Source organism: Achromobacter piechaudii NBRC 102461, from assembly GCF_001571245.1.
GTDB classification, from domain to species: domain Bacteria; phylum Pseudomonadota; class Gammaproteobacteria; order Burkholderiales; family Burkholderiaceae_B; genus Achromobacter; species Achromobacter piechaudii.
This window is the reverse complement of the sequence record NZ_BCTK01000001.1, coordinates 994045-1017633: the sequence shown is the minus strand read 5'-3', so window position 1 is coordinate 1017633 and position 23589 is coordinate 994045. Positions and strand designations below refer to the sequence as shown.

Below are 23589 nucleotides of genomic sequence, written 5' to 3'. Positions count from 1 at the left end.
CCGCAAATCTACGCCGCGCCCCGACGCCGGCCGTCCGCCGACGCCCTTTCCTTGCAACTTCATAAAGGGTTCCATCAATGCCGCTTACCTCTTTCCGCCAGCATGTTCTGCCCGCCTGCCTGGCGCTTGCCTTTCTGAGTGCCGGGCCCGTGGCGCTGGCCGCGCCGGTGGCCGCCGTGCACGAAGCCGCCCAAGCCCAGCAGCAAGGCATGCTGGACACCATGCGCGATCTGGTCAGTATCGAATCGGGCAGCAAGGACGTGGAAGGCGTCGAGCGCATCGCGGAACTGATCCGCGATCGCCTGAAGGCGCTGGGCGGCACGGTAGAGATCATTGCCGCCACCGATGTATTCCGGCTGGATGACACCCCCGAAAAAGTCGGGCCGATGGTGCATGCCGAGTTCAAAGGCTCCGGCACGAAGAAGATCATGCTGATCGCGCACATGGACACCGTCTACCGCAACGGCATGCTCAAAGACCAGCCGTTCCGGGTGGATGGCGACAAGGCCTACGGCCTGGGTATTGCCGACGACAAGCACGGCGTGGCGACGATCATCCACACGCTGACGATGCTGCAAAAGCTGGGTTTCCGCGATTTCGGCACCCTGACCGTGCTGATCAATGGCGACGAAGAGATCAGCTCGCCGGGCGCGCGCAGCACCATCACCCGCCTGGGAGCCGACCAGGATGCGGTGTTCTCCTTTGAAGGCGGCGGCACCGAGCCGCGCCTGACCCTGGCCACCAGCGGCATCGGCGCGGCCTACCTGACGGTCCAAGGCAAGACCTCGCACGCCGGCGCGCGCCCAGAAGGCGGCGTGAACGCGCTGTACGAACTGTCCCACCAGCTCTTGCAACTGGACAAGCTGTCCAAGCCGGAAGACGGGCTGAAGCTGAATTGGACGGTGGCGCAGGCCGGCACCAACCGCAACGTGATTCCGGGCCAGGCCACCGCGCAGGCCGACGCCCGCGCCTTGCGGGTGTCAGATTTCGATGCGCTGGCACGCACCCTGGAAGAGCGCGTCCAGAAGAAGCTGCTGCCCGAATCGAAGGTCAGCGTGAAATTCGAAGTGCGCCGTCCGCCGCTGGAAGCCACCGACGCGTCGCGGGCGCTGGCCCAGCATGGCGTCAAGATTTATCAGGAACTGGACCTGCCCTTGAAGGTCGTGGACCGCGCCAGCGGCGGCGGCACCGACGCCGCGTTCGCCGCCTTGAAAGCGCGCGGCCCCGTGGTGGAAGGCATGGGCCTGAGCGGTTTTGGGGCGCATTCCAACGACGCGGAATACATCCAGATCAACAGCATCGTGCCGCGCCTGTATCTGGCCAGCCGGATGATCATGGACGTATCGCAGGACAAGGTCGCGGCCAAGGTCGCAGCCAACGTCTCGGCCAAGTAATCGGGGCCACCTCGACGCCGGGCCGCTTTACCGCCCGGCGCGGGGCCCGGGGAGCCGAATCGCCCTCCAAGAAGGAGTATCCTTGCAACCCTGTCCCCAAGAACTCCACGCATCACCAACATGACTGCAAAACTCCCCTCCTGGCCTTACTCCCGTTACATCGCGCACCGCGGCGGCGGTCGTCTGGCGCCGGAGAACACCTTGGCCGCCATGCGCGTTGGCGCCGAGCATGGTTTCACGATGTTCGAATACGACGTGAAACTGAGCCGCGACAACGTGCTGGTGCTGATGCACGACGACGACGTCGATCGCACGTCGAACGGCACCGGCCCCGCCGCCGCCAAGACCTACAGCGAATTGGCGCAGCTGGATTTCGGCAGCTGGCATTCAGCCGCCTTTGCTGGCGAACCGCTGCCCACGTTCGCCGCCGTCGCCCGCTACACGGTCGCCAACCACATCGCCAGCAACGTTGAAATCAAGCCCTGCCCGGGCCGCGAAGCGGAAACCGGCGCCGCCGTGGCGCGCGCTTGCGTGCAGCTGTGGCAAGGCGCCGACACGCCGCCGCTGCTGTCCTCGTTTGCCGAAGAAGCGCTGCAAGCCGCGCTGGAAGCCGCCCCCGAATTGCCCCGCGCCTTGCTGGTCGAGAAGGTGCCCGAAGATTGGCGCGAACGCCTGGCCAAGTACCAATGCGTGGCGCTGAACATCAACCAAAAAGACGCAACCCGCGAATTGATCGACGCCGTGCATGCCGCCGGCTATCGAATCGCGGCCTGGACCGTCAATGACCCCGAACGCGCCCGCTTGCTGCTGGACTGGGGCATCGACGGCATTTTCACCGACGAGCTGGCCGCGATCCGGCCGGCCGACTGAGGCAGAACGCCCCGTGTTCAGTTATCGCCACGCCTTTCACGCCGGCAACCATGCCGACGTGCTCAAGCACGCCATCCTGGTCCACACCCTGGACTACTTCAACAAGAAAGACGCGCCCTATTGGGTTGTGGACACCCACGCCGGGGCCGGTCTGTACAACCTCGAAAGCGACTGGGCGAACAAGACCTCGGAATTCGAGGACGGCATCGGCCGCCTCTGGGAAGCCAAGGACCTGCCGCCGCTGCTGGCCGACTACGTCGCCCGTATCCGCGACTACAACACCAATGGCCGCCTGAAGCGCTATCCCGGTTCGCCCTGGCTGGCGCTGGACGTGATGCGCCCGTCCGATCGCCTGCGCCTGTTCGAAATGCACCCCACCGAGATCGACACGCTGGTCGTCAACCTCGAACATCAGGGCCGCACCGCGCAGCGCCAGACCACCATCTATGGCGATGACGGTTTCGAGGGCGTGAAGGCGCTGCTGCCGCCGCCCACGCGCCGTGGCATGGTGCTGATCGACCCGTCGTATGAAGACAAGCACGACTACCGCCGCACCTTGATCACGGTGAAGGAATGCGTGAAGCGTTTCGCCACCGGCACGATCGCCATCTGGTACCCGCTGGTGCAACGCCGCGAGGCCAGCGAAATGGCGCGCCATTTTGAAAACCTGAAGGTCAAGAGCTGGCTGCACGCCACGCTGACCGTCAAGAAGGCGACCATCGACGGCTACGGCCTGCATGGCAGCGGCATGTTCCTGATCAACCCGCCCTGGACCCTGCATGAAGGCTTGAAGCAGGCGATGCCTTACCTGGCCCGCGAGCTGGGTCAGGACGAACGCGCCGGCTTCACGTTGCAGTACCGCGAAAACCCCTTCCCCGTGCCTAAGAAACAGTCGGACGACTGAACCCTTACGGCATGAATGAAAAGGCCCGATCCTTGCAGATCGGGCCTTTTGCCATTTGGACACGCCGCTACGCGAGCAGCGTCGCGAGATCACGCCGTCTCTTGTTCCGCCGTCTCGTTGCGCAGCGCGTCGCGGGCAAGCGCAAGCTTGGCCGCCGCGTCGCGCAACGCGGTGCGCAGCCCTTCTTCGATGACGGGGTGGTAGAACGGCATCTCGAGCATCCGCGCCACCGTCAATTCCTGCTGCACGGCCCAGGCCAGCAAGTGCCCGATATGTTCGGCGCTGGGACCCACCATTTCGGCGCCCAGGAAGCGGCCCGTCTCGATGTCTGCATAGACATGCAGCAAGCCCCTGTTCTTGAGCATGACGCGCGATCGGCCCTGGTCGCTGAAATCGACCTCGCCCACGACGAACGTGCCGGGGATGAGGCGCCCGTGGCCCTGCCCCGCCACCGCGATCTGCGGGTCGGAGAAGACGACCGCCAGCGGCGCGCGGCGCAGGCCGTTGCGAATGTCCGGGTAGCGCGCGGCGTTCTCGCCCGCGATGCGGCCTTCGTCCGCGGCTTCATGCAGCAAGGGCGCGTCCGCGTTGGCATCACCCGCGATGAAGATGGCAGAATCGCCCGCCTGCATCGTTTCGCGGTCGAACACCGGCACGCCATGCACGTTCAGTTCCAGCGACGTGTTTTCCAGGCCCAAGCCATCCACGTTGGCGCGACGCCCGGTCGCCACCAGCGCATAGTCGAAGCGCTCGGTGCGTTCCGCGTTGTCCAGCGTGATGTAGCGCACTTCGACTTCGTCACCGACGCGCTTGGTTTCCAGCACACGCGCATCGGGGTCCAGATAGAACTCGCGCTGGAAGATCTTGCGAGCGCTCTGACGCACCTGCGGATCGCTGATGCCGGCCAGGCTGCCGCTGACGCCGAAGACGCGCACCTCGACGCCCAATCGCGCCAATGCCTGCCCCAGTTCCAGCCCGATCACGCCGGGCCCGAACACCGCCACGCGGCCCGGCAGGTCGTTCCACGCGAAGACGTCATCGTTCACCACCAAGCGGTCGCCCAGCTCGCGGAAAGGCGGCGGGACCGACGGCCGCGAACCCGTGGCGATAACCACGCGCGACGCATGCACCTGGGTGTGATCGTCGATTTCCAACACGGTGTCGGACACGAAGCGCGCGTAGCCGCGCAGCTTGTCTTCGGCCGGAATGTTCTCCACGCCGTCCAGCACGAAGCCCACGAAGCGGCCGCGTTCGCGCTTGACGCGGTCCATCACTTCCGCGCCGTCCACCGTGATTTCGCCGCCCACGTGTACGCCAAAGGCTTCGGTGTGCGCCGCGTTGTGCGCCGCTTCGGCCGCCGCGATCAACAGCTTGGAGGGCATGCAGCCCACGCGGGCGCAGGTGGTGCCGTAAGGGCCGCCTTCAATAAGCAGCGCGCGCTTGCCCGCTGCCTTCGCGGCGCGATAGGCGGCCAGACCGGCTGTGCCGGCGCCGATGACAGCGATATCGGTATGCAGAGTTTTCATGAGTGGGTTCCCCCTGTTGCGGGTAGCAAAGTGTCGAAGGCGAGTTCCGCCTTGTTGCGCATCCTCGGGACGAAAACCGTCCGGCGGCGCCTTTGACGGGCCGCGCAAGGAATGCCATTAAGGGTGCGTAAAAAGGGAAGCTCAAGCCGGCGGCCGGGTGCGGGGGATGCCCCCGCACCCGGCTGCTTGAAGCCGACTGGCTTAGGCGAAGTGCGCCTTCAGGTCTTCCAGGCCGCCGATCAGCGTGCCGTTGATGAACACCTGCGGGGCAGTGCCCTTGCCGGACACAGCGCCGATCACGCGACCGCGGACTTTGTTTTCCAGCGGGATTTCGATCGGGGCATAGCCCTTTTCATCGAGCAGCGCCTTGGCTTCCACGCAGAACGGGCAACCCGGCTTGGAAAACACGACCACCTGGTCGGGCTTCTTGGCGGTCGGAGCGATGTGCGCCAGCATCGTGTCGGCGTCCGACACTTCAAACGGATCGCCTTCCTTTTCAGGTTCGATGAACATCTTTTGCACGACGCCGTCCTTGACCAGCATCGAATAGCGCCAGCTGCGCTTGCCGAAGCCCAGGTCGCTCTTGTCGACCAGCATGCCCATGCCTTCGGTGAACGCGCCATTGCCGTCAGGCAGCAGCGTGATGTTGGCCGATTCCTGGTCCTTGGCCCATTCGTTCATGACGAAAGTGTCATTGACCGATACGCAGACGATGCTGTCGACGCCGGCGTTGAAGAACGCGGGGGCCAGTTCGTTGTAGCGCGGCAAGTGGGTGGACGAGCAGGTCGGCGTGAAAGCGCCGGGAAGCGAGAAGACGACAACCGTCTTGTTCTTGAACAGATCGTCGGTCGTGACCTTCTTCCACGTGTTGTCCTCGCGGACGGGGAACGTTACGTTCGGAACACGTTGGCCTTCGCGGTTTTGCAGCATTCGAATCTCTCCTTGGGTAGCGGGGTTTTGTTTAACCACCATGGAAAGAATGATAAATGCCAGCTATTAACTAATCCAATTTTATAAATTTAATTGATCGATAGTTTTTAGCAATTACGATGTGAAAATCGGAAAGCGGTTTCTATCATAACCGCTTCCCGAATGCGCCGGAATCAGACCCGCGCAGGCTCGTAACCGGCGTCGCGAATGGCGGCTTCTACCTTCTCGGCCTGGTCGGTGCCCGACACCGTCACGCGATGCGTCGGAAGATCGACCGTGACCGTGGCGCCGGGCGCCGCGTGGGTCACAGCCCCGGTAATGGTCTTCACGCAATGGCCGCAAGTCATGTCGGGAACTTGGAATTCGATGCTCATGATGGTTCTCCGTAAAGTCAGGGGTGGCGCGTAACAGGTTCCACACGCCATGGACGAAGCTTAAACATTCCCATCATGTCAAGGTCAAGCGTAAAATTCGCCTTGACCTTCCCACAATGGGAAGGATGAAACTGCAAGCTCCACATCGACCGAGAACAGCCATGAGCGTTGCCAGCCCCTCCACTACCCAGTTGGAACTCGCCATTGAAGGCATGACGTGCGCGTCGTGCGTCAAGCGCGTGGAAAAGGCCCTGACCCATGTCCCGGGCGTAGCCCAGGCGCAGGTGAACCTGGCCACCGAGCGCGCACTGGTGTCCTACGATCCCGGCTTCGCACAACCGCAAGCCCTGGTGGATGCCGTGGTGAAGATGGGTTATGAGGCCCGCCCCATCGCCGCGCAGGACGACCACGCCGAACGCCAGGCGCAGGCGCGCGACGCGGAAGCCCAGCGCCTGCAACGCGCGTTCACTGTCGCGCTGGTGTTGACGTTGCCGGTATTCGCGTTGGAAATGGGCTCGCACTTGATCCCCGCCATGCACCATTGGGTGTTGGGCACGATCGGCCAGCAGAACAGCTGGCTGTTGCAGTTCGTGCTGACCACCGCCGTGCTGCTCTGGCCGGGCCGCCAGTTCTTCACCAAGGGCTTGACTGCGCTATGGCGTCGCGCCCCCGAGATGAATTCGCTGGTGGCCTTGGGCGCGGGCGCGGCCTGGGGATATTCAGTCGTGGCGACGTTTGCGCCCGACTGGTTGCCCGAGGCCGCGCGCAACGTCTACTTCGAAGCGGCGGCGGTCATCGTCACGCTGATCTTGCTGGGCCGCACGCTGGAAGCGCGCGCCAAGGGCAAGACGGGCGCCGCCATCAAGCGCCTGATCGGCTTGCAACCCCGCACCGCGCGCGTCATGCGTGATGGCCAGGCGGTGGATGTCGAAATCGAGAAGGTCAAGACGGGCGATGTCGTGATCGTGCGCCCCGGCGAAAAGATTCCGCTGGATGGCGACATCATCGAAGGCAGTTCCTACGTCGACGAATCCATGCTGACGGGCGAGCCCGTGCCGGTTGAAAAGCAGCCCGGCATGCAAGCCACGGGCGGCACCCTGAACACCTCGGGCAGCTTCACTTTGCGCGTCACGCATACCGGCGCCGACACCATGCTGGCCCGCATCATCCGCATGGTGGAAGCCGCCCAGGGCGCGCGCCTGCCCATCCAGGCGCTGGTCGATCAGGTCACCGCCTGGTTCGTGCCGGCCGTGATGGCGGCCGCCCTGCTCACCTTCCTGACCTGGTTCTTCCTGGGCCCCACGCCCGCCTTGTCGCATGCGCTGGTCAATGCCGTGGCCGTGTTGATCATTGCCTGCCCTTGCGCGATGGGGCTGGCCACGCCCACGTCCATCATGGTGGGCACGGGGCGCGCGGCCGAAATGGGCGTGCTGTTCCGTCAGGGCGACGCCTTGCAGACGTTGCGCGACGTCAACGTCGTGGCGTTCGACAAGACCGGCACGCTGACGCTGGGCAAGCCCACGCTGACCGAACTTGCACCCGCTCCGGGCCAGAACGAACACGAGGTGCTGCAATGGGTGGCGTCGGTCCAGGCGCGTTCCGAGCATCCCATCGCGCTGGCCATCGTGGCGGCCGCCGAAGAACGCAAGATCTCGTTGTTGCCCGCCGAAGGCTTTGCCGCCATCACCGGCGCGGGGGTGCAAGCCACCGTGGCCGGGCGTCAGATCGTGGCGGGCGCGGCGCGGCTGATGGCCGAACGCGGCGTGGATGTCAGCGCATTTGGCGCGCAGGCCACGGATTGGGGCAATGAAGGCAAGACCCCGATCTACGTGGTGATCGATGGCCAGGCCGCCGCCATGATGGCCGTGACCGACCCGATCAAGCCATCGGCCGTGTCCGCCATTGCCGCGCTGCATGCGCAAGGCTTGAAGACCGCGATGATCACCGGCGACAACCGCTACACCGCCGCCGCCGTCGCCCGCCAGTTGGGCATCGATGAAGTGCGCGCCGAGGTGCTGCCCGATGGCAAGGTGCAGGCCATTGCTACCCTGCGCGAAGGCGGTCGCAAGGTGGCGTTCGTGGGCGACGGCATCAATGATGCGCCGGCGCTGGCCGCCGCCGACACCGGCATCGCCATCGGCACGGGCACGGACGTGGCGATCGAAGCGGCGTCCGTGGTGTTGATGGCCGACGACCTGCACGGCGTGCCCAACGCCATCGCACTTAGCCGCGCCACGCTGGCCAACATCCGCCAGAACCTGTTCTGGGCGTTCGCCTACAACGCCGCGCTGATCCCGCTGGCGGCCGGCGCGCTGTACCCGGCATTCGGCCTGTCCCTGTCACCCATCTTCGCCGCTGGCGCGATGGCGCTGTCCAGCGTCTTCGTGCTGGGCAACGCCTTGCGCCTGAAGGCGTTCCGGCCCCGCGCGGCCCAGGCTTGATATCGGGAGCTCAATCATGAACATCGGCGAAGCAGCGAAAAGCTCGGGCATCTCGGCCAAGATGATCCGCTACTACGAAAGCATAGGCCTCATCGGCCCCGCGGTGCGGACCGACTCCGGCTATCGCGTCTACAGCGACCATGACCTGCACACGCTGCGCTTTGTGCGCCGCGCGCGCGACCTGGGATTTTCGGTGGAACAGATGAACGAGCTGCTGGCGCTGTGGAAGGACCGCAGCCGCGCCAGCGCCGACGTCAAGCGCATTGCGCTGGAACACGTGCAGGAACTGGAGCGCAAAGCCGAAGCCCTGCATGAGATGGCCGAGACGCTCAAGCATCTGGCGCAGCATTGCCACGGCGACGACCGGCCCGACTGCCCCATTCTTGAAAACCTGGGGCGCTCGCACTAGCCTTTCAGGCCAGCACGAGCGGGCCGGCGACGCAAGAATCAGTCCTTTGCCTGGACTGCCGGCTCGGCCGGGGCGTCGGCGTCAGCATCGGCTTGCGCCACGACCGCCTCGGCTGCTTCCGCTGCCACGCGTGCATGGTAAGCGTCAGTGGCCGCCTGCTTGGAAGCGGCCTTCTCAGCCGCTGCCAGCGCCTTGGCTTCTTCCGCCGCAATCGCGTCGGCCTCGGCCTGGATCGCGCGTTGGCGTGCGCGTTCCTTGACCTCGGCTACGCGCACGGCGTCCAGCGACTCGAACACGGCGATGGATTCCACATGCCCCGTGTGGGGGAACATGTTGATGACGCCAGCGCTCTTGAGTTCGTAGCCGCCTTCGTGCACCAGAATGGAGGCATCGCGCGCCAAGGTGGCCGGATTACAGGACACGTAGACAATGCGGCGCGGGCGCTCTTGCACCGATAGCTCGGACAGCGCCTGCGACACCGCGTGCGCGCCTTCGCGCGGCGGGTCGATCAGCATGCGGTCGAAGTAGCCCAGGCTGCGCAGCCAATGCGCATCGACCTCGAACAGGTTCAAGGTGGCGAAGCTGGTGCGCTCGGCCAGCCCATGGCGAGCGGCTGCGTCGAACGCGCGGTCCGTCAGGGCCTTGCTGCCTTCGACGCCGACGGCTTCGCGGCCTTGCGTGGCCAGCGGCAACGTGAAGTTGCCCAGGCCACAGAACAGGTCGGCGACACGATCGGTGGGCTGCACATCCAGCAGCTTCAACGCACGCGAAACCATCGAGCGGTTGATGGCGTGGTTGACCTGCGTGAAGTCAGTGGGGCGATACGGCATGCGCAGCCCGAATTCGGGCATCGTGTAGGACAGCGTGTCGGCATGCTCGCGCTCCAGCGGGTGCACCGTTTCCGGGCCCTTGGCCTGCAACCACCACTGCACGTTGTGCTTGGCGGCGAAGGCACGCAGGATGGCGATGTCGTCATCGGTCAGGGGCAGCAGGTGACGCAGCACCAGCGCCGTGACGCCTTCGCCCAGCGACACTTCAATCTGCGGCATGCGGTCAGGCGCGGACATCGAACCGATCATGGCGCGCAGCGGCAGCAGCAGATCGCTGACGTGGCGCGGCAGCACGTGGCATTCGCGCATGTCGGCCACGTAACTGCTCTTGCGCTCGTGAAAGCCCACCAGCACCCCGCCCTTCTTGGGCACGACGCGCACCGACAGGCGCGCGCGGTAACGGTAACCCCAGGTCGGCCCTTGCAGCGGCGGCAGGATCAGCGCCGGGCGCAGCTTGCCGACGTGCCAGAAGGTGTCTTCCAGCGAACGTTGCTTGATGGCCACCTGCGTGCTGGGTTCCAGATGCTGCATGGCGCAGCCGCCACAGACGCCAAAGTGCGGGCAGCGCGGCTGGACGCGTTGCGACGACGGGTGCATCACCTCGTCCACGCGCGCGATCTCATAGGATGGCTTGCGGCGCAGCGTGACGGTGGTTACCCGTTCGCCCGGCAGCGCGCCTTCCACGAACACCACCTTGCCGTCGCGGCGGGCGATTCCCCTGGCTTCCAGATCCAGGGACTCAATACTCAAAACGTCTGACATCTCACGCAGTCCAGAATTACACGCAACCCATGATTGTAAAAGGACTGCGCCCATTCCCGGAAATGGTCTTTGTGAGGGGCCGAATGCGGGGCCGGAATGCGGGGCCGGAATGCGGGGCTGGGCGCGGGGGCCCCGGGCGGTGCGCCCGAGGCTTGCGCGGGGCAATGATGGGGCGCGGCGCGGACGCCGCGCGCTGCCCTGGCGGGGCGATCAGTCCAGTTCTGCGCGCGAGAACAGGTCTTGAATCAGCTTCCTGTCTTCGCAGGCGGCCTTGAAGGCCAGGGCAAACGTCTTGAGGGCTTCGCCATCGGACGAATAAGCGCAGAACGTATCGGCTTCCGGATCGAAATCGATCGACTCGTCAAGCTCGGGCTGCTTTTCGGCCAGGAAAACCAGCGCCAGCGATGTCCAGTCATAGCCCGTACCCAGGAAACCCTCTTCCCTGCGACGGCGGAAAACTTCTTCCTTGTATTCCCCGACAGTCAGGCTTACCGAGAAGTTGCCTTCATATTCCATCCAGGAAAAAGGCTTGATTGCTTCTTCGAAATCGATAGTCACTGCGCTCAAAGCTCCTTGAATCGCCGGCCGCCAAGGGTAGCTGCCGGGCGGATGCGCGGAAAGTCCCCCGTCGCATCCTGTGCGCGCCCATTAGAGGCAATTATCGCGATGAGCGCAATTCGCCTGGCGTATCGGCCTGTTGGCGGGCGCGATAAATCCCTGCGCAAGACAGCCCGAATCCGCCTGGCGCCATGCAAAAAAGGGGGAATTGAAGGGGACGGCCCCATCAGGCAGTCTCCATCAATCCCCCCAACGCCGGCGCCGATCAAAGCGCCGCCACGGATGCGGAATTAGAACGTACGCGCCACGGAAAAGACCGCGCCCAGCCGGCCAGAAGGATGGCCGTACTTGGTGGGCAGCCAGTTGTCCTTGGTAGCGCCGACAGCGGCCAGGCCCAGCACCCAGCCCTTGATGTCCTTGGTCACGCCCAGCTTGTAGTCGACATAGTGGCCAATCGAATCGCCGTCCATGTTGGTCTGGTTCTTCAGCTTTTGATAGCCCAGGTGGCCAAGCACGCCCCAGCCATCACCCAGATCGAAGGTGGCCGTGCCGTCCAGATACCAGGTGCCTTTGCTGTCCGGCGTGCTGAAAAAGTCGCTGGGCGTGTAGGAGTACTTCAACGAGTAGTTGCCGTAAGACGCGCCCACGTACAGGTCCGTGTTGTTGTAGTTGCCGCCCTTGGGCGAGCTGGAGCCCGGGTAGTAGTAATGCAGCACACCCGCGTCCAGCGTGAAACCGCCGCCCACGTCGCCCTTCCAGCCGCCGTAGAAATCCATTTCCAGGTTGCCGTCGGTGAACACGAAGTTGGAGACGTTGGAGTTCCAGTTGCCCAGGTAGAAGCCCGAGCTGTGCGTCAGATCGATGCCCACCTGCACGGCGGGACGGAAGTCGGTCTGGGAATAACCCCGGAACCGATAGTCGCTGGCGATGGTGGCGTTACCGCTAAGAGAAAAGCCGCCCCCAAGATCGGTGGGTTCGGCCTGGGCCGTCGAGGCGAAACAAGCGGCAAGCGCAAAAGGCAAGGCTAGCAACGTCTTCTTCATGGTACGGAGTCCTGATCGGATTTATCGAGGAGGAGGACGGCCGGTGGCGCATCCATCTGGCCGGCTTTTGCAGCGGTATGTGCCGGCTCATGGCTACTCAAGCAATGTCCGTGCCAGGTTTCAATCCGATGACAAATGGCTGCCAGGGCGCTGCCGAACGCGGGTAAGCCCGCATGAAATGTCGCTGTCGTGGCCCGAGATGGCGCAGGCCATGCACCGCAAGCGGGCACGCGCAGCGAAGCCCAGGGCGCCATGCATCAAAACGGGGATTGCGCGCCACGCCGGTTCATCGGCCCGGCGAGGGTCGCCCGGCCGGCGCTTTATTTCGGACGGTGGGCTGAACAAAAAAACCCCGGCGCGCCGTAGGGCGAGCCGGGGTTCGAGAGAGCGTGTCCGCCCCGGGCGGGCGGCGGACGGTTGGCGCGCTTAGTTAGCCGACGGCGCGGCGGGCGGCGGCGTGCCAGGCATGCCCTTGCCATGGCGCCCTTCCATCTTGGCGTGGCGTTCCTGCATCTTGGCTTCGCGGTCCTTGACCATCTTGGTCACCTGGCCACGCTGCGTGTCGTTCAGGCTGTCCCACACGGCCAGCCATTGGTCACGCACCTGCTTGGCCTGCGGGCCGAATGCTTCGCGCGACTGCTCGGACTGGTCGGCCAGGGCGCGGGGATCCAGCTTGCCGCTGTCCAGTTGCGCCTTCAGCAGGTCGTGGCGCTTGGCGCCGGCGGCGCGCATGGCTTCGTGCAGGCTGCGCTGGCCGTCCTGCGCCGTCTTGAACAGGGCTTGCTGCTTGTCGTCCAGCTTCAACTGATCGACTTGCGCCTTGGAAACGGGACCCAGGCCGGGGATGAACAGGCCGTCGCGCATGCCCTTGTGGAACTCGCCACGCGGACCTTCATGATGCATGGCGGCCGGGCCACCGTCGGCCGGGGCCGGGGGAGCTGCCATGGCGGAGCCAGCCACCAGGCCACCCGTCGCGGCGACAAAAGCAAGAGCGGCCAAATTGGAACGAATAGCGAATCGGGACATGTATGTCTCCTGAAAGTGAAGAAAGCGAGACCATTGTGCTGTCGGCCCGGTTTCAACCAAATTTCGCCTGCGTCGTCCATGTTTCAGTCGATTGCGCTTGCGCCAGACGTGACGACGGGGCCTCGCGGGCCCCGTGCCTTGTCTGCGCCAGCCTTGCTGCGGCGCTCAGGTGGCGTCCCATGCCGCCATGTATTCCTTCCAGTGCGGCGCATCGCTAGCGGACAGCGTATCGCGCACCAGCGCGATTTCGGCGTCATACCCGGTGCGGTCCAGTTCGCCGCGCAAAAAGCGGAAGCGGCAATAGACCAGCCAGGTGTTGACCACGTCGGTTTCGCAATACGCGCGGACCTCGTCGGCCCGCCCGGTGTGCCAGGCTTCCCAGACCTTGCTGCCGTCCATCCCGAGCTTGCCGGGAAAGCCGCACAGCTTGGCCAGGTCGTCCAGCGGCGCGTTGGCGCGGCCGTTGTACTTGGCCAGCACGTCCATCAGGTCCAGGTGCCGCGTGTGATAGCGGGCAATGTAGTTGTTGAACTTGAAGTCGCGGTCTTCTTCGCCCATGTCCCAATAGCGGGGCGCGGGCACGCCCAGGATCAGGCTGCGGTAATGCAGGACGGGCAGGTCGAAACCCGAACCGTTCCAACTGATGAGCTTGGGCGTGTAGCGTTCGATGGTCTTGAAGAACCCCGCCAGCAAGGCGGCTTCAGGGTCGTCGGCCTGGCCCAGCGTCTTGACGCGGAAGCCCTGGTCATCGCGGAACACGCAGCCCACCACCGCGACCTTGTGCAAGTGCAGCGGCAGGAAGTCGTGCCCGACGGCTTCACGGCGCGCGGCCAGCGCGCGTTCCACCACTTCCAGATCGGAAACCTCGGGACCCCAGCCGTTGAGCTTGCGCAGCCCGTCGGCATCGGGGATGGTTTCCAGGTCGAATACCAGGGTGGGCGTCATCGCGTGGGCAGGTACTGCATCGGGTCGACCGGGGTGCCCTGGCGACGGATTTCGAAGTGCAGGCGCGGCGACGTGGTGTCGCTTTGGCCAAGTTCGGCGATCTTGGCGCCGCGCTTGACGTTCTGGCCCGTCTTCACTAGCAGCGTGCGGTTGTGCGCATACGCCGTGATGAAACCGTTCTGGTGTTCAACGATGATCAGGTTGCCCAGGCCGCGCACGCCATTGCCGCTGTACTTGACCAGGCCATCCGCCGCAGCGGTGATCGGGTCGCCCAGCGTGCCGGAGATGTCGATGCCCTTGCTGCTGGCATTGAACGTCTGCACGATGGCGCCGCTGGCCGGCCATGCCCAATTGATGACGCTGGCGTCGGCCGCGCGTGGCGCGGGCTTGACCTCGACCGGCGCGGGCGCCGGCGTTGCATCGGGCGGGGGGTTGGTGGCGACGGCAGGCGTTTCCGGCTGGTCCAGCGGACGCGGTTGCGGCTTGACGCTGGCGATCGGCGCGGGCTGCGCACCCGTGCTGGCGCCGCCGGACATCTTGAGGACCTGGCCTACCGAAATCTGGTTGGGGTCGCTAAGGTTGTTCCAGCGCTTGACGCTTTCGATATCCACGTTGTTGGCGCGGGCGATCTTGTAAAGCGTGTCGCCCGGCTTGACCACATAGCTGCCACCGGGCTGTGCCGATGACGCGGGTTGTCCGCCGGTCATGTCGACCACCGGAGCACGAGTTCCTTTTGAAGCGCAGCCGGCCAAAATAGCCAGGCTGAGAGCCCCCGCCATATAGAGCGGGCGGCGAAGGCGCGTCATGGACGCGCCCATAGTCATAGCGGTCAGTTGCGACTGCCCGTTGAGCATACGTTTCTCCTGTTTGCTCAAGATTGTATTCCGGCGCGTAGCGGCACAAAGCGCACGGCCTCTAATTCGGTGCGTTTCCAGCTGGCCGCGCCGGTGCGTTCGATCAGCACCAGGCGCTGGTTGGTGCCCCCTTCGGGAGCGATCAGGCGTCCGCCCGGCGCAAGCTGCGTGAGCAGGGCTTGTGGAATGGCCAGGCCAGCGGCAGCCACAACGATAGCATCGAACGGCGCCACGCCGGGCAGGCCCAGGGTGCCATCGCCATAGATCAGGCGGATGCGCGTGGTCAGCCGCAAGGCGCGCAGATGCTCGCGCGCCAGCTCGTAAAGCCCGCGGATTCTTTCGATGGAATGGACCTCGCGCACGAACTGCGCCAGCACCGCCGCCTGATAGCCGCAGCCCGCGCCCACTTCCAGCACGCGGGTCGGCGCGCGGTCTTCGCAGGCCGCTGCGATCATACGCGCCACCACCCAGGGTTGCGAAATGGTCTGCGAATGGCCGATCGGCAGCGCGGCGTCTTCATAGGCCCGGCTGGCCAGCGCTTCGTCGACGAACAGATGGCGCGGTACGGCAGCCATGGCGTTCAGCACGCGCTCATCGCTGATGCCCTGACCGCGCAGCCGTTGCACCATGGCCTGGCGCAGGCGGTCGGAGTTCAATCCCAGATTGCTGCCCGCCGAAGGCGCGGGGGCCTGAGCCTGGCGCGGCAGAGTCGCCGCCGAAATGCGTGTATTGCTGTTGGTGGCCGTCACGCCGGGGCTGAGGCGGCCCGAGTCGTAGCGGACCGGGCTGGGCCGGCCGGGCACGGCCTGCGAGACATCGGGTTGGCTTACGCGTTTGCGCATAATGGCTCCGCCCACGTTCGGATTTCGTCCAGCTGGCTGTGCTGGGTCAGGTCCAGCCGCAGAGGCGTGACCGACACCGTGCCCTGCTCTACCGCGTGAAAATCGGTGCCGGGCGTGGCGTCGGCCGCCAGCCCCACGGGCCCGATCCAGTACACCGTATCGCCGTAAGGCGTGGTGGTGCGCACCACGGGCTGCGACGGGTGCCGCTTGCCCAGCCGCGTGACCGCGAAGCCATGCAGATCTTCAAAGCGGCGATTCGGGATATTGACGTTGAGCAGCACGGGCGCGGCCAGCGGCTGGGCCAGATGGCGCTCGACGACGAGCCGGGCGGCTCGCGCGGCCGAGTCGATGTGTTCCCAGCCTTTCTCGGCCAGCGAGAACGCAATGGCCGGGATACCGAACAGATAGCCTTCGCTGGCGGCCGCCACGGTGCCGGAATAGAGCGTGTCGTCGCCCATGTTGGCGCCGTTGTTGATGCCGGAGACGACCAGGTCGGGCCGCGTATCCATCAAGCCCGTCAGCGCCACGTGCACGCAGTCGGACGGGGTGCCATTGACGGCGATGAAGCCGTTCGAGGCGGTGCGGACCGACAAGGGGCGGTTCAAAGTCAGGGAATTGGAGGCGCCGCTGTGGTTGGTCTCGGGCGCGACGACAGTGAGTTCGCCCAAGCCTTGCAGCGCCTCGACCAGCGCTTCGAGCCCAGGGGCTGAGTAACCATCATCGTTCGAAACCAGAATTCGCATTGTGCATCCGAAAGAAAATAAAACGCGGAAGGACGTCGCGGATTGTACCGTCCGCCGCCGCACCCTGTATGACCACGTGCGTTCACGGGGCAAGTACGCCACGCTCGATAACCCGTACCCAGGGGCGGTGCGCGGCGCGGTAGAATCCGCGCCATTACGACAACAACGGACTCCCTTTCCATGGCGATTACCGAACCCTCCCTGGCGTTCACCGCCGCCCTCGTCCTGCTGGCCTACCTGATCGGCTCCGTGCCCTTCGCCGTGGTCGTCAGCAAACTGATGGGGCTGCAGGACCCCCGCAGCTATGGGTCCAAGAACCCGGGCGCGACCAATGTGCTGCGTACCGGCAACAAGACGGCCGCCGCGCTGACCTTGCTGGGCGATGCGGCCAAGGGATGGTTCGCTATCGGGCTGGCCGAAAAACTGGCCCCCGGCATCGCGCCGGCCGGACTGGCGCTGGTGGCGCTGGCGGCTTTCGTCGGGCATCTGTACCCGGTTTTCCTGGGTTTCAAGGGTGGCAAGGGCGTGGCGACAGCGCTGGGCGTGCTGGTGGCGATCCAACCCTGGCTGGCCGTGGCCACCGCCGCGACCTGGCTGATCGTGGCGGTGTTCTTCCGCTACTCGTCGCTGGCGTCGCTGGTCGCGGCGTTCTTCGCGCCGGTCTACTACGTGTTCGGCTCGGGCCTGGCCTGGTATGCCCAGCCGGCCCTGGGCGTGGCGCTGGCAGTGATCGGCGTGCTGCTGTTCTATCGTCACCGGGCCAACATCACGCGTTTGGTGCAAGGCACTGAAAGCAAGATCGGCGGCAGCAAGAAAAAGCCGGGCTGATCAGGCGATATCCGCCAGATCCCAACGCGGCTTGACCGTGAAACTGTGCGCATCGGCGTCCAGTTTCACCAAACCAGTCTTGACGCGCTCGGCCGCCGCGAAAGCAATCATCGCGCCGTTATCGGTGCACAACTCCAGCGGCGGGAAATACGCCTGCGCCCGCAAGGGCTTGAGCGCCGCCGCCAGCTTGGCCCGCAGCAACTGGTTGGCGCCAACGCCACCGGCCACCACCAGACGGCGCAATCCCGTCTGTTTCAGGGCCTTGATCGACTTGGCGGCCAGCACATCCACAATCGCGCCCTGCGTGGCCGCCGCCAGATCCGCGCGCGTCTGCTCGTCCAGTCCGCCCGCCTTTTCCGCCGCCTTCACCCGAGTCAGCACCGCCGTCTTCAGGCCGCTGAAGCTGAAGTCCAGATCGCCGCTATGCAGCATGGGACGCGGCAGATCGAAGCGGCTGGCGTCGCCCTGCCCCGCCAGCTTGGCCAAGGCCGGGCCACCGGGATAGCCCAGTCCCATCAGCTTGGCTGACTTGTCGAACGCCTCGCCAGCCGCGTCGTCCAACGTTTCGCCCAGCAATTCGTAGCGACCCACGCCATCGACGCGCATCAACTGCGTGTGGCCGCCAGACACCAGCAGCGCCACAAAGGGGAAGTCGGGCCGAGGGTCCGCCAACATCGGCGACAGCAGATGGCCTTCCAGGTGATGGATGCCGATCGCCGGAAGATGCCGCGACCAGGCAAAGGACTGCGCGACGCTGGCGCCCACCAGCAAGGCGCCCGCCAGGCCTGGGCCTGCGGTATACGCCACGGCGCCGATGTCCGACATTTGCAGGCCCGCATCGTGCAGCACCTGACGGGTCAAGGGGACGACGCGACGGATGTGGTCACGCGAGGCAAGTTCCGGCACCACGCCACCATATTCCTGGTGCATGGCGATCTGGGTATGCAGCGCGTGCGCCAGCAGACCGCGTTCCGTACAGACGGCTGCGACACCGGTTTCGTCGCAGGAGCTTTCAAAGCCGAGGATAATCATGGCGGCAGAGTTTACAACTGATGCGAAAATACGCGAGTTTTGACATGCGCGAGGCCGGTCGGCCCCGCCTGCAACAACCTACAAGCCTGCAACACACTGGGGACTGGAATGCTGGAGAAGTTATTCAAGCTGCGTGAACACGGCACGACCGCGCGCACGGAGATCGTGGCCGGTTTGACGACATTTCTGACCATGTCGTACATCATCTTCGTCAACCCGGACATCCTGTCGTCCACCGGCATGGACCGCGACGCCGTCTTCGTGGCGACCTGCCTGGCCGCAGCGCTCGGTTCGCTGGTGATGGCGCTGATCGCCAACTGGCCGATCGGCATGGCGCCCGGCATGGGGCTGAACGCGTTCTTCGCCTTCACCGTCGTCAAGACCATGGGCTACACCTGGGAGCAGGCGCTGGGCGCCGTGTTCATCTCGGGCGTGATCTTCCTGATCCTGACGATATCGGGCATCCGGGTCTGGCTGGTCAAGGGCATACCGCATTCCCTGCGCAGCGCGATCGCGGCGGGCATCGGCCTTTTCCTGGCGATTATCGCGCTGTCCAGCGCCGGCATCGTCGTTGCCCATCCGGCCACCAAGGTTTCCTTGGGCAACCTCACCACCCATGGCCCGCTATTCGCCATCCTGGGGTTTTTCATCATCGCCTCGCTGGACGCGCTGCGCGTGCGCGGCGCCATCCTGATCGGCATCATCGTCGTCACCGTGCTGTCGATGGTGCTGGGCTACAACGAGTTCAAGGGCATCTTCTCGGCCCCGCCCAGCCTGGCCCCCACGCTCTTCAAGCTCGACATCATGGGCGCGCTGCACAGCGGTTTCGTGCATGTGATCCTGGTGTTCGTGCTGGTCGAAGTGTTTGACGCCACCGGTACCTTGGTGGGCGTGGCCAAGCGCGCCGGCCTGGTCCCCGAGGGCCGTCCCAATCGCCTGGGCCGCGCGCTGTTTGCCGACAGCACGGCGATTGTCGCCGGCTCGGCGCTGGGCACCAGCAGCACCACCGCCTTCGTGGAAAGCGCCTCGGGCGTGCAAGCGGGCGGACGTACCGGCATGACCGCCCTGGTCGTGGCGCTGCTGTTCCTGGCCGCGCTCTTCATCTCGCCGCTGGCAGGCGCGGTCCCGGCCTACGCCACCGCCCCCGCCCTGCTCTACGTGGCCGGCCTGATGATGCGCGAACTGATCGACATCGACTGGAATGAAGTCACCGAGGCCACCCCGGCCGCATTGACCGCGCTGGTCATGCCGTTCACGTACTCGATCGCCAACGGGATCGCGTTCGGCTTCATCAGCTACGTGGTCCTGAAGACCGCCACCGGCAAGGTCCGCGACGTGCATCCGGCCACATGGCTGGTCGCCGTGCTGTTCGTGATCCGGTATGCGTTTTTTCCGGAGTAAGCGCAACATCCATCGGACGTAACGCGACAAGCCGCCCCAACAGTTACCGGGGCGGCTTTTTTATTGGTGATCCGCCACGGTGTGGAGATCCTTCCGCGCCCTCTGCCGGGCAGCGTACAACAGCAGCATGCCCGCAAGCAGCGCCGCGACAATATTGCCCATCAGCAAACCAGCGAAAACGGGTTGCATTGCCAAGGGGTCAAACCAGACCATGGCCAGGGGCACACCGATGACAATCAGCGCAAGCCGAAGCATTGGCGGCCCCGCCCGCCAATCGAGCAATCTAAGCAGGGTAATGAACAACATGGCCGCCCCGTCGAAAGCCACAACCCAAATCGCAATGACGAAGATAGCAAGCAGCTCTGGCGAAACGGTTCCTAGATAAAGCCACGAGAGCACAGGGGACGCTGCGTACAAGACCGCAGTAGTGCTGAGAACGTAAGCAAGCCCGAAAATCGCCAGGCCCTTCAAATCGGTGGAGATCCTGTGGGTCAGCGCGGAAGCAACGTTAGCTACGGCGCGAGTCATCCCGAGGTAGATGACAGAGGCAATGTTCAAGAAATTTACGCCGATGGCCAATAGGGCCAACGCGGCGTCATTACCGCGCGCATTCGCATAGGCGAACAGAAACGACACGCCGCCGGTGAAAATCAACCCGACCAGGGCTTCCGTTCGGCCATAGCTGAACAGGTCCTTCCATTCCACGCCGTCGTAGATTGGGGCAATCGAAATTCGATAGATGCGCAAGCAGCCGTAGATCACGAAACCCAGGAGCAGCAGCCTGACTATCGTCGTCGCTAAGGCGACCGCCACGGCAGGAGAGCAGAGGCCGAGATGAACGAGAGCCAAATCGAGGGCAGCGTTTGCGATGGCAGCGCCAATCGTCAGCTTGAACACCCAACTCGCCCCTCCGGACGCTTCGATCATTGCGCATAGCGCGATGTACAGGGTTGTCGGAACAATGCCGAGCGCCAGCACAAAATAGCTTAATTGAGCGTTTTTCAACATCGTCACGGAAAAGCCCATCACTAGCGACATCAGAAACAGCAGAAACCCGGTGAATACCGCGTAACCCGCAACAGATCTGGCCACAGTTCTTGAATGGGATTTTCTGAGGTTGAAGGCAATGTTCACGCCCACTGTCAGGCCAAGGGCCAGCACAACATAGATTTGTGAAAACTGAACCGCAAGCGCAAAGTCGGCGGTCTCGTCCAACGCCAACCGGCCCAGAATCATGAGATCCAGCGTCACCATGGACAAGGCAACCAGCCGTGATCCCGAAATAATCAGGGATTGGCGGATCACTTCCCAGTAATTCACTTTTCTTCCTGAGAAACAGAGGGTTCGCAATACGGCATGTTCGATTAAACAAGCCGGTATCTCGTGCTTGGGCGGCAAAGTAGCATGGGCCGCCATTGAATAATGGCGGACCCGAAAAAATCGTATTCCTATGAAGAAATCACGCGGGTACCCGTCGGCAATCGACTGCCGTTACAACCCGCCCACCGTCAAGGTTGCTGCCAGTCGCGGTTGAATTCGCCGATACACTCCCCATGTATCCCGTATGGAGTTCACCTTGCGCCTTACCCGCTATGCCTCTGCGTTGCCGTCCTGTCATGACTTTGATGGGGGGATGTCCGCATGAGCGCCCTCGCCCGCATTCCCTTTTCCGTCCTGGACCTGGCCCCGATTGTTCAAGGCCGCGATGCCGCGGACGCGTTCCGTAATACCGTCGCCGTGGCCCAGCATGTCGAGCGGCTGGGCTACAACCGTTTCTGGCTGGCCGAGCACCACAACATCAACGGGGTCGCGTCCAGCGCGACGGCGGTCCTGATCGGCCACGTCGCCAGCCACACCAGCACGTTGCGCGTCGGCTCGGGGGGCATCATGCTGCCCAACCATGCGCCGCTGATCATCGCCGAGCAGTTCGGCACGTTGGAAACGCTGTACCCGGGACGGATCGACCTGGGCCTGGGCCGCGCGCCCGGCAGCGACGGCGCCACGCAGCACGCGCTGCGCCGTGGCCCGCGCAGCGGCCTGGAATTTCCGGCGCTGGTGGAAGAACTGCGTGGCTTTCTGGCGCCGTCCCGGCCGGGCCAGCCGGTGCGCGCCATTCCCGGCGAAGGCCTGGACATTCCGATCTGGCTGCTGGGCTCCAGCGATTTCAGCGCTCGGCTTGCCGCCGAACTCGGGTTGCCGTTCTCGTTCGCCGGGCATTTTTCGCCCGAGGGCATGGCCGCCATGCGCCTGTACCGGCACCTTTTCAAGCCGTCGGCCACGCTGTCGCGCCCCTACGCCATGATCGGCGTGCCGGTCGTGGCGGCCGAAACGGACGAGGCTGCCCGCCATCAGGCCACGACTCAACAGCTTAAATTCCTCTCTTTGGTGCGTGGTCACCGCCTGCAATTGCAGCCGCCGGTAGAAAGCATGGATGGTTTGTGGAACGAATGGGAACGTGAGGCTGTCAATCAAAGATTGGGCGCTTCCATCGTGGGCGGGCCGGACACCGTCAAGCGGCGGCTGGAAGCCCTGGTGGCCGAAACCGAGGCCGACGAAGTCATGATCGTGTCCGACTTCTTCGATATCGCCGATCGCCTGCGCTCTTTCGAGATCGTGGCGTCGTTGAAAAACGATGCCGGCGTCTCTACAAAAACTGCGGTCTAAGCACCGCTGAATGCGCTCTCCACAGCGCCAACCATTGCGACGCTGCCATCGCCCGCTCTACTATTACGCAAGAGCGCGTGGCACATAAAGCGTCGCCGATTCAGGCCGGGGCGGGCACACCCCGGATCTCGACACCGACTTTTTGCGCCGCGCTCCGCGGCAAGGATCCAAAATGAGTATTGTTGAACTCACCAAAGAAAGCTTCCAGGACGCCATCACGCCTGACGGTACCCTGATCGTCGACTTCTGGGCTCCGTGGTGCGGCCCGTGCCGTGGCTTCGCTCCAGTTTTCGAGCAAGCCGCGACCGAGCACACGGACGTCACGTTCGCCAAGGTGAACACCGACGTCGAGCAGGAATTGGCCGGCGCGCTGGGAATCCGCTCGATTCCCACGCTGATGGTCTTCCGTGAGAAAGTCCTGCTGTTTTCGCAACCCGGCGCCTTGTCGGGCGGGCAGCTCAATGAGCTGCTGGCCAAGATCAAGGAAGTGGACATGGAAAAGGTCCATCAGGAAATCGCCGCGGCGCAAGACAGCCAGAACGCGTAAACAACAGGGGCCCGACATCGGGCCCCTTTCCATTGCGGCCGGGTGGCGCGCATGAACCCAGGGTTCAGGACAGCAGCTCCCACGCCGAACGTCCGCGCGTGATGTTGGCGACCGTGACTTCCAGGTCACTTATCGCGCTGCGCGGCACGACAAAGCGCAGCGACACGCCCTCTTCATTGAAGTCTTCCTGCTGCACCACCGCTCCGGCTTGGGCCAGACGCGATTTGAGCAGCGCCAATTCCGCGAAGCCGCACGCGCACGTGACTGTGGCAAGGTCCACGATTTCGGTCCGCTGCGCCAAACGCAGGCAGTTCGCCGCGCAGCCGCCATAGGCACGCACCAGCCCGCCCGCGCCCAGCTTGATGCCTCCGTACCAGCGCACCACCAGCACCGCCACGCGGTCCATGTCCTGCCCTTCGATGGCTTGCAGAATGGGACGGCCGGCAGTGCCGCCCGGTTCGCCATCGTCGTTGAACCGATATTCCTGGCCGATTCGGTAGGCCCAGCAATTGTGGGTGGCTTCGGGGTCGCTGCGCTCGGCAAAGAACTGCATCGCCTCGCTCACGGTGGTGACCGGGGCGGCATACGCGACAAAGCGGCTTTTCTTGATGTCTTCCTGATACGAGCAAGGAGCGGTCAACGTGTGCGTCATGGCCGGCATTGTAA

The 23589-nt window shown here is 64.4% G+C and carries 23 protein-coding genes; 9 read left to right on the top strand and 14 right to left on the bottom strand.

The annotated features are described in order from the left end of the window. Window positions 1–77: 77 nt before the first annotated feature. The 3 genes from API01S_RS04605 to API01S_RS04595 all read left to right on the top strand — a co-directional run bounded on the left by API01S_RS04605 (window position 78) and on the right by API01S_RS04595 (window position 3168). Entirely contained in the window at window positions 78–1394 is a 1317-nt protein-coding gene (locus tag API01S_RS04605; protein WP_061303365.1) for a M20/M25/M40 family metallo-hydrolase, read from the top strand. A gap of 120 nt (window positions 1395–1514) precedes the next feature. Next, window positions 1515–2264 (top strand): glycerophosphodiester phosphodiesterase, encoded by a 750-nt coding sequence (gene ugpQ / locus API01S_RS04600; protein ID WP_006219715.1) that lies wholly within the window; start codon window positions 1515–1517, stop codon window positions 2262–2264. Window positions 2265–2277: 13 nt separating this feature from the next. After that, window positions 2278–3168 carry a 23S rRNA (adenine(2030)-N(6))-methyltransferase RlmJ gene (locus API01S_RS04595; RefSeq protein ID WP_006219716.1) on the top strand — a complete coding sequence of 297 codons (891 nt, stop codon included), beginning with the start codon at window positions 2278–2280 and terminating at the stop codon, window positions 3166–3168. An 89-nt stretch (window positions 3169–3257) separates the two neighbouring features. Here the strand turns inward: API01S_RS04595 and API01S_RS04590 are convergent, their stop codons facing one another. The 3 genes from API01S_RS04590 to API01S_RS04580 all read right to left on the bottom strand — a co-directional run bounded on the left by API01S_RS04590 (window position 3258) and on the right by API01S_RS04580 (window position 5998). After that, window positions 3258–4694, bottom strand: coding sequence for a dihydrolipoyl dehydrogenase (locus tag API01S_RS04590; protein ID WP_006219717.1), 1437 nt, complete (start codon window positions 4692–4694; stop codon window positions 3258–3260). Between the two features lie 201 nt (window positions 4695–4895). Then, window positions 4896–5624 carry a glutathione peroxidase gene (locus API01S_RS04585; protein ID WP_050730296.1) on the bottom strand — a complete coding sequence of 243 codons (729 nt, stop codon included), beginning with the start codon at window positions 5622–5624 and terminating at the stop codon, window positions 4896–4898. Between the two features lie 173 nt (window positions 5625–5797). After that, a complete protein-coding gene (locus API01S_RS04580; RefSeq protein WP_061303363.1) occupies window positions 5798–5998 on the bottom strand; it encodes a heavy-metal-associated domain-containing protein in 201 nt (66 codons plus the stop codon). Window positions 5999–6159: 161 nt separating this feature from the next. Here API01S_RS04580 and API01S_RS04575 point away from each other — a divergent pair, with 161 nt between their 5' ends. Continuing rightward, window positions 6160–8439, top strand: a complete 2280-nt coding sequence (locus tag API01S_RS04575; protein WP_061303361.1) for a heavy metal translocating P-type ATPase — start codon at window positions 6160–6162, stop codon at window positions 8437–8439. A gap of 16 nt (window positions 8440–8455) precedes the next feature. Continuing rightward, the gene (gene cueR / locus API01S_RS04570; RefSeq protein ID WP_006219721.1) at window positions 8456–8848 is read left to right on the top strand and encodes a Cu(I)-responsive transcriptional regulator; all 393 of its coding nucleotides are present in this window, start codon (window positions 8456–8458) and stop codon (window positions 8846–8848) included. Between the two features lie 38 nt (window positions 8849–8886). Here cueR and rlmD read toward each other — a convergent pair whose 3' ends face one another. From rlmD to surE, 8 genes are all read right to left on the bottom strand, one after another. Further along, window positions 8887–10440 (bottom strand): 23S rRNA (uracil(1939)-C(5))-methyltransferase RlmD, encoded by a 1554-nt coding sequence (gene rlmD, locus API01S_RS04565; RefSeq protein ID WP_061303359.1) that lies wholly within the window; start codon window positions 10438–10440, stop codon window positions 8887–8889. Between the two features lie 210 nt (window positions 10441–10650). Further along, entirely contained in the window at window positions 10651–10998 is a 348-nt protein-coding gene (locus API01S_RS04560; RefSeq protein ID WP_231689477.1) for an Imm51 family immunity protein, read from the bottom strand. Between the two features lie 290 nt (window positions 10999–11288). After that, window positions 11289–12041 (bottom strand): TorF family putative porin, encoded by a 753-nt coding sequence (locus tag API01S_RS04555; protein WP_061303358.1) that lies wholly within the window; start codon window positions 12039–12041, stop codon window positions 11289–11291. Window positions 12042–12467: 426 nt separating this feature from the next. After that, a complete protein-coding gene (locus API01S_RS04550; RefSeq protein WP_006219725.1) occupies window positions 12468–13067 on the bottom strand; it encodes a hypothetical protein in 600 nt (199 codons plus the stop codon). Between the two features lie 165 nt (window positions 13068–13232). Then, window positions 13233–14012, bottom strand: coding sequence for a 3'-5' exonuclease (locus tag API01S_RS04545; protein ID WP_006219726.1), 780 nt, complete (start codon window positions 14010–14012; stop codon window positions 13233–13235). Beyond that, the gene (locus API01S_RS04540) at window positions 14009–14866 is read right to left on the bottom strand and encodes a peptidoglycan DD-metalloendopeptidase family protein (protein WP_006219727.1); all 858 of its coding nucleotides are present in this window, start codon (window positions 14864–14866) and stop codon (window positions 14009–14011) included. Before API01S_RS04540 ends, API01S_RS04545 begins: the two co-directional genes overlap by 4 nt. A 17-nt stretch (window positions 14867–14883) precedes the next feature. Then, window positions 14884–15708, bottom strand: coding sequence for a protein-L-isoaspartate(D-aspartate) O-methyltransferase (locus API01S_RS04535; RefSeq protein ID WP_006219728.1), 825 nt, complete (start codon window positions 15706–15708; stop codon window positions 14884–14886). Beyond that, on the bottom strand, window positions 15693–16451 hold the full coding sequence (surE, locus tag API01S_RS04530) for a 5'/3'-nucleotidase SurE (protein ID WP_006219729.1): 759 nt from the start codon (window positions 16449–16451) through the stop codon (window positions 15693–15695). The genes API01S_RS04535 and surE overlap by 16 nt, the downstream gene beginning before the upstream one ends. Before the next feature lie 180 nt (window positions 16452–16631). Here surE and plsY point away from each other — a divergent pair, with 180 nt between their 5' ends. After that, a complete protein-coding gene (plsY, locus tag API01S_RS04525) occupies window positions 16632–17279 on the top strand; it encodes a glycerol-3-phosphate 1-O-acyltransferase PlsY (protein ID WP_061303356.1) in 648 nt (215 codons plus the stop codon). Here plsY and tsaD read toward each other — a convergent pair whose 3' ends face one another. Continuing rightward, window positions 17280–18311: a tRNA (adenosine(37)-N6)-threonylcarbamoyltransferase complex transferase subunit TsaD gene (gene tsaD, locus API01S_RS04520; RefSeq protein ID WP_061303354.1), complete on the bottom strand. Its 1032-nt coding sequence runs from the start codon at window positions 18309–18311 to the stop codon at window positions 17280–17282. A gap of 108 nt (window positions 18312–18419) precedes the next feature. On the opposite strand from tsaD, the gene API01S_RS04515 reads away from it, so the two are divergent. Beyond that, on the top strand, window positions 18420–19712 hold the full coding sequence (locus API01S_RS04515; RefSeq protein WP_006219732.1) for an NCS2 family permease: 1293 nt from the start codon (window positions 18420–18422) through the stop codon (window positions 19710–19712). Window positions 19713–19772: 60 nt separating this feature from the next. On the opposite strand, the gene API01S_RS04510 is transcribed toward API01S_RS04515, so the two are convergent. Beyond that, entirely contained in the window at window positions 19773–21032 is a 1260-nt protein-coding gene (locus API01S_RS04510; RefSeq protein ID WP_061303352.1) for a hypothetical protein, read from the bottom strand. A gap of 321 nt (window positions 21033–21353) precedes the next feature. Here API01S_RS04510 and API01S_RS04505 point away from each other — a divergent pair, with 321 nt between their 5' ends. Then, window positions 21354–22376: an LLM class flavin-dependent oxidoreductase gene (locus API01S_RS04505; RefSeq protein ID WP_006219734.1), complete on the top strand. Its 1023-nt coding sequence runs from the start codon at window positions 21354–21356 to the stop codon at window positions 22374–22376. A gap of 172 nt (window positions 22377–22548) precedes the next feature. After that, window positions 22549–22923: a thioredoxin family protein gene (locus API01S_RS04500; RefSeq protein WP_006219735.1), complete on the top strand. Its 375-nt coding sequence runs from the start codon at window positions 22549–22551 to the stop codon at window positions 22921–22923. A 64-nt stretch (window positions 22924–22987) separates the two neighbouring features. On the opposite strand, the gene API01S_RS04495 is transcribed toward API01S_RS04500, so the two are convergent. After that, on the bottom strand, window positions 22988–23575 hold the full coding sequence (locus API01S_RS04495; RefSeq protein ID WP_039884203.1) for an IMPACT family protein: 588 nt from the start codon (window positions 23573–23575) through the stop codon (window positions 22988–22990). Window positions 23576–23589 lie beyond the last annotated feature (14 nt).

Coding starts and splice junctions, on each gene's coding strand:
- plsY (WP_061303356.1), top strand. CDS start 16,632: ATGGCGATTACCGAACCCTCCCTGGCGTTCACCGCCGCCCTCGTCCTG.
- surE (WP_006219729.1), bottom strand. CDS start 16,451: ATGCGAATTCTGGTTTCGAACGATGATGGTTACTCAGCCCCTGGGCTC.
- ugpQ (WP_006219715.1), top strand. CDS start 1,515: ATGACTGCAAAACTCCCCTCCTGGCCTTACTCCCGTTACATCGCGCAC.
- API01S_RS04575 (WP_061303361.1), top strand. CDS start 6,160: ATGAGCGTTGCCAGCCCCTCCACTACCCAGTTGGAACTCGCCATTGAA.
- API01S_RS04535 (WP_006219728.1), bottom strand. CDS start 15,708: ATGCGCAAACGCGTAAGCCAACCCGATGTCTCGCAGGCCGTGCCCGGC.
- API01S_RS04555 (WP_061303358.1), bottom strand. CDS start 12,041: ATGAAGAAGACGTTGCTAGCCTTGCCTTTTGCGCTTGCCGCTTGTTTC.
- API01S_RS04590 (WP_006219717.1), bottom strand. CDS start 4,694: ATGAAAACTCTGCATACCGATATCGCTGTCATCGGCGCCGGCACAGCC.
- API01S_RS04585 (WP_050730296.1), bottom strand. CDS start 5,624: ATGCTGCAAAACCGCGAAGGCCAACGTGTTCCGAACGTAACGTTCCCC.
- API01S_RS04605 (WP_061303365.1), top strand. CDS start 78: ATGCCGCTTACCTCTTTCCGCCAGCATGTTCTGCCCGCCTGCCTGGCG.
- API01S_RS04495 (WP_039884203.1), bottom strand. CDS start 23,575: ATGACGCACACGTTGACCGCTCCTTGCTCGTATCAGGAAGACATCAAG.
- API01S_RS04515 (WP_006219732.1), top strand. CDS start 18,420: ATGCTGGAGAAGTTATTCAAGCTGCGTGAACACGGCACGACCGCGCGC.
- rlmD (WP_061303359.1), bottom strand. CDS start 10,440: ATGTCAGACGTTTTGAGTATTGAGTCCCTGGATCTGGAAGCCAGGGGA.
- API01S_RS04500 (WP_006219735.1), top strand. CDS start 22,549: ATGAGTATTGTTGAACTCACCAAAGAAAGCTTCCAGGACGCCATCACG.
- cueR (WP_006219721.1), top strand. CDS start 8,456: ATGAACATCGGCGAAGCAGCGAAAAGCTCGGGCATCTCGGCCAAGATG.
- API01S_RS04545 (WP_006219726.1), bottom strand. CDS start 14,012: ATGACGCCCACCCTGGTATTCGACCTGGAAACCATCCCCGATGCCGAC.
- API01S_RS04540 (WP_006219727.1), bottom strand. CDS start 14,866: ATGCTCAACGGGCAGTCGCAACTGACCGCTATGACTATGGGCGCGTCC.
- API01S_RS04505 (WP_006219734.1), top strand. CDS start 21,354: ATGAGCGCCCTCGCCCGCATTCCCTTTTCCGTCCTGGACCTGGCCCCG.
- API01S_RS04550 (WP_006219725.1), bottom strand. CDS start 13,067: ATGTCCCGATTCGCTATTCGTTCCAATTTGGCCGCTCTTGCTTTTGTC.
- API01S_RS04580 (WP_061303363.1), bottom strand. CDS start 5,998: ATGAGCATCGAATTCCAAGTTCCCGACATGACTTGCGGCCATTGCGTG.
- tsaD (WP_061303354.1), bottom strand. CDS start 18,311: ATGATTATCCTCGGCTTTGAAAGCTCCTGCGACGAAACCGGTGTCGCA.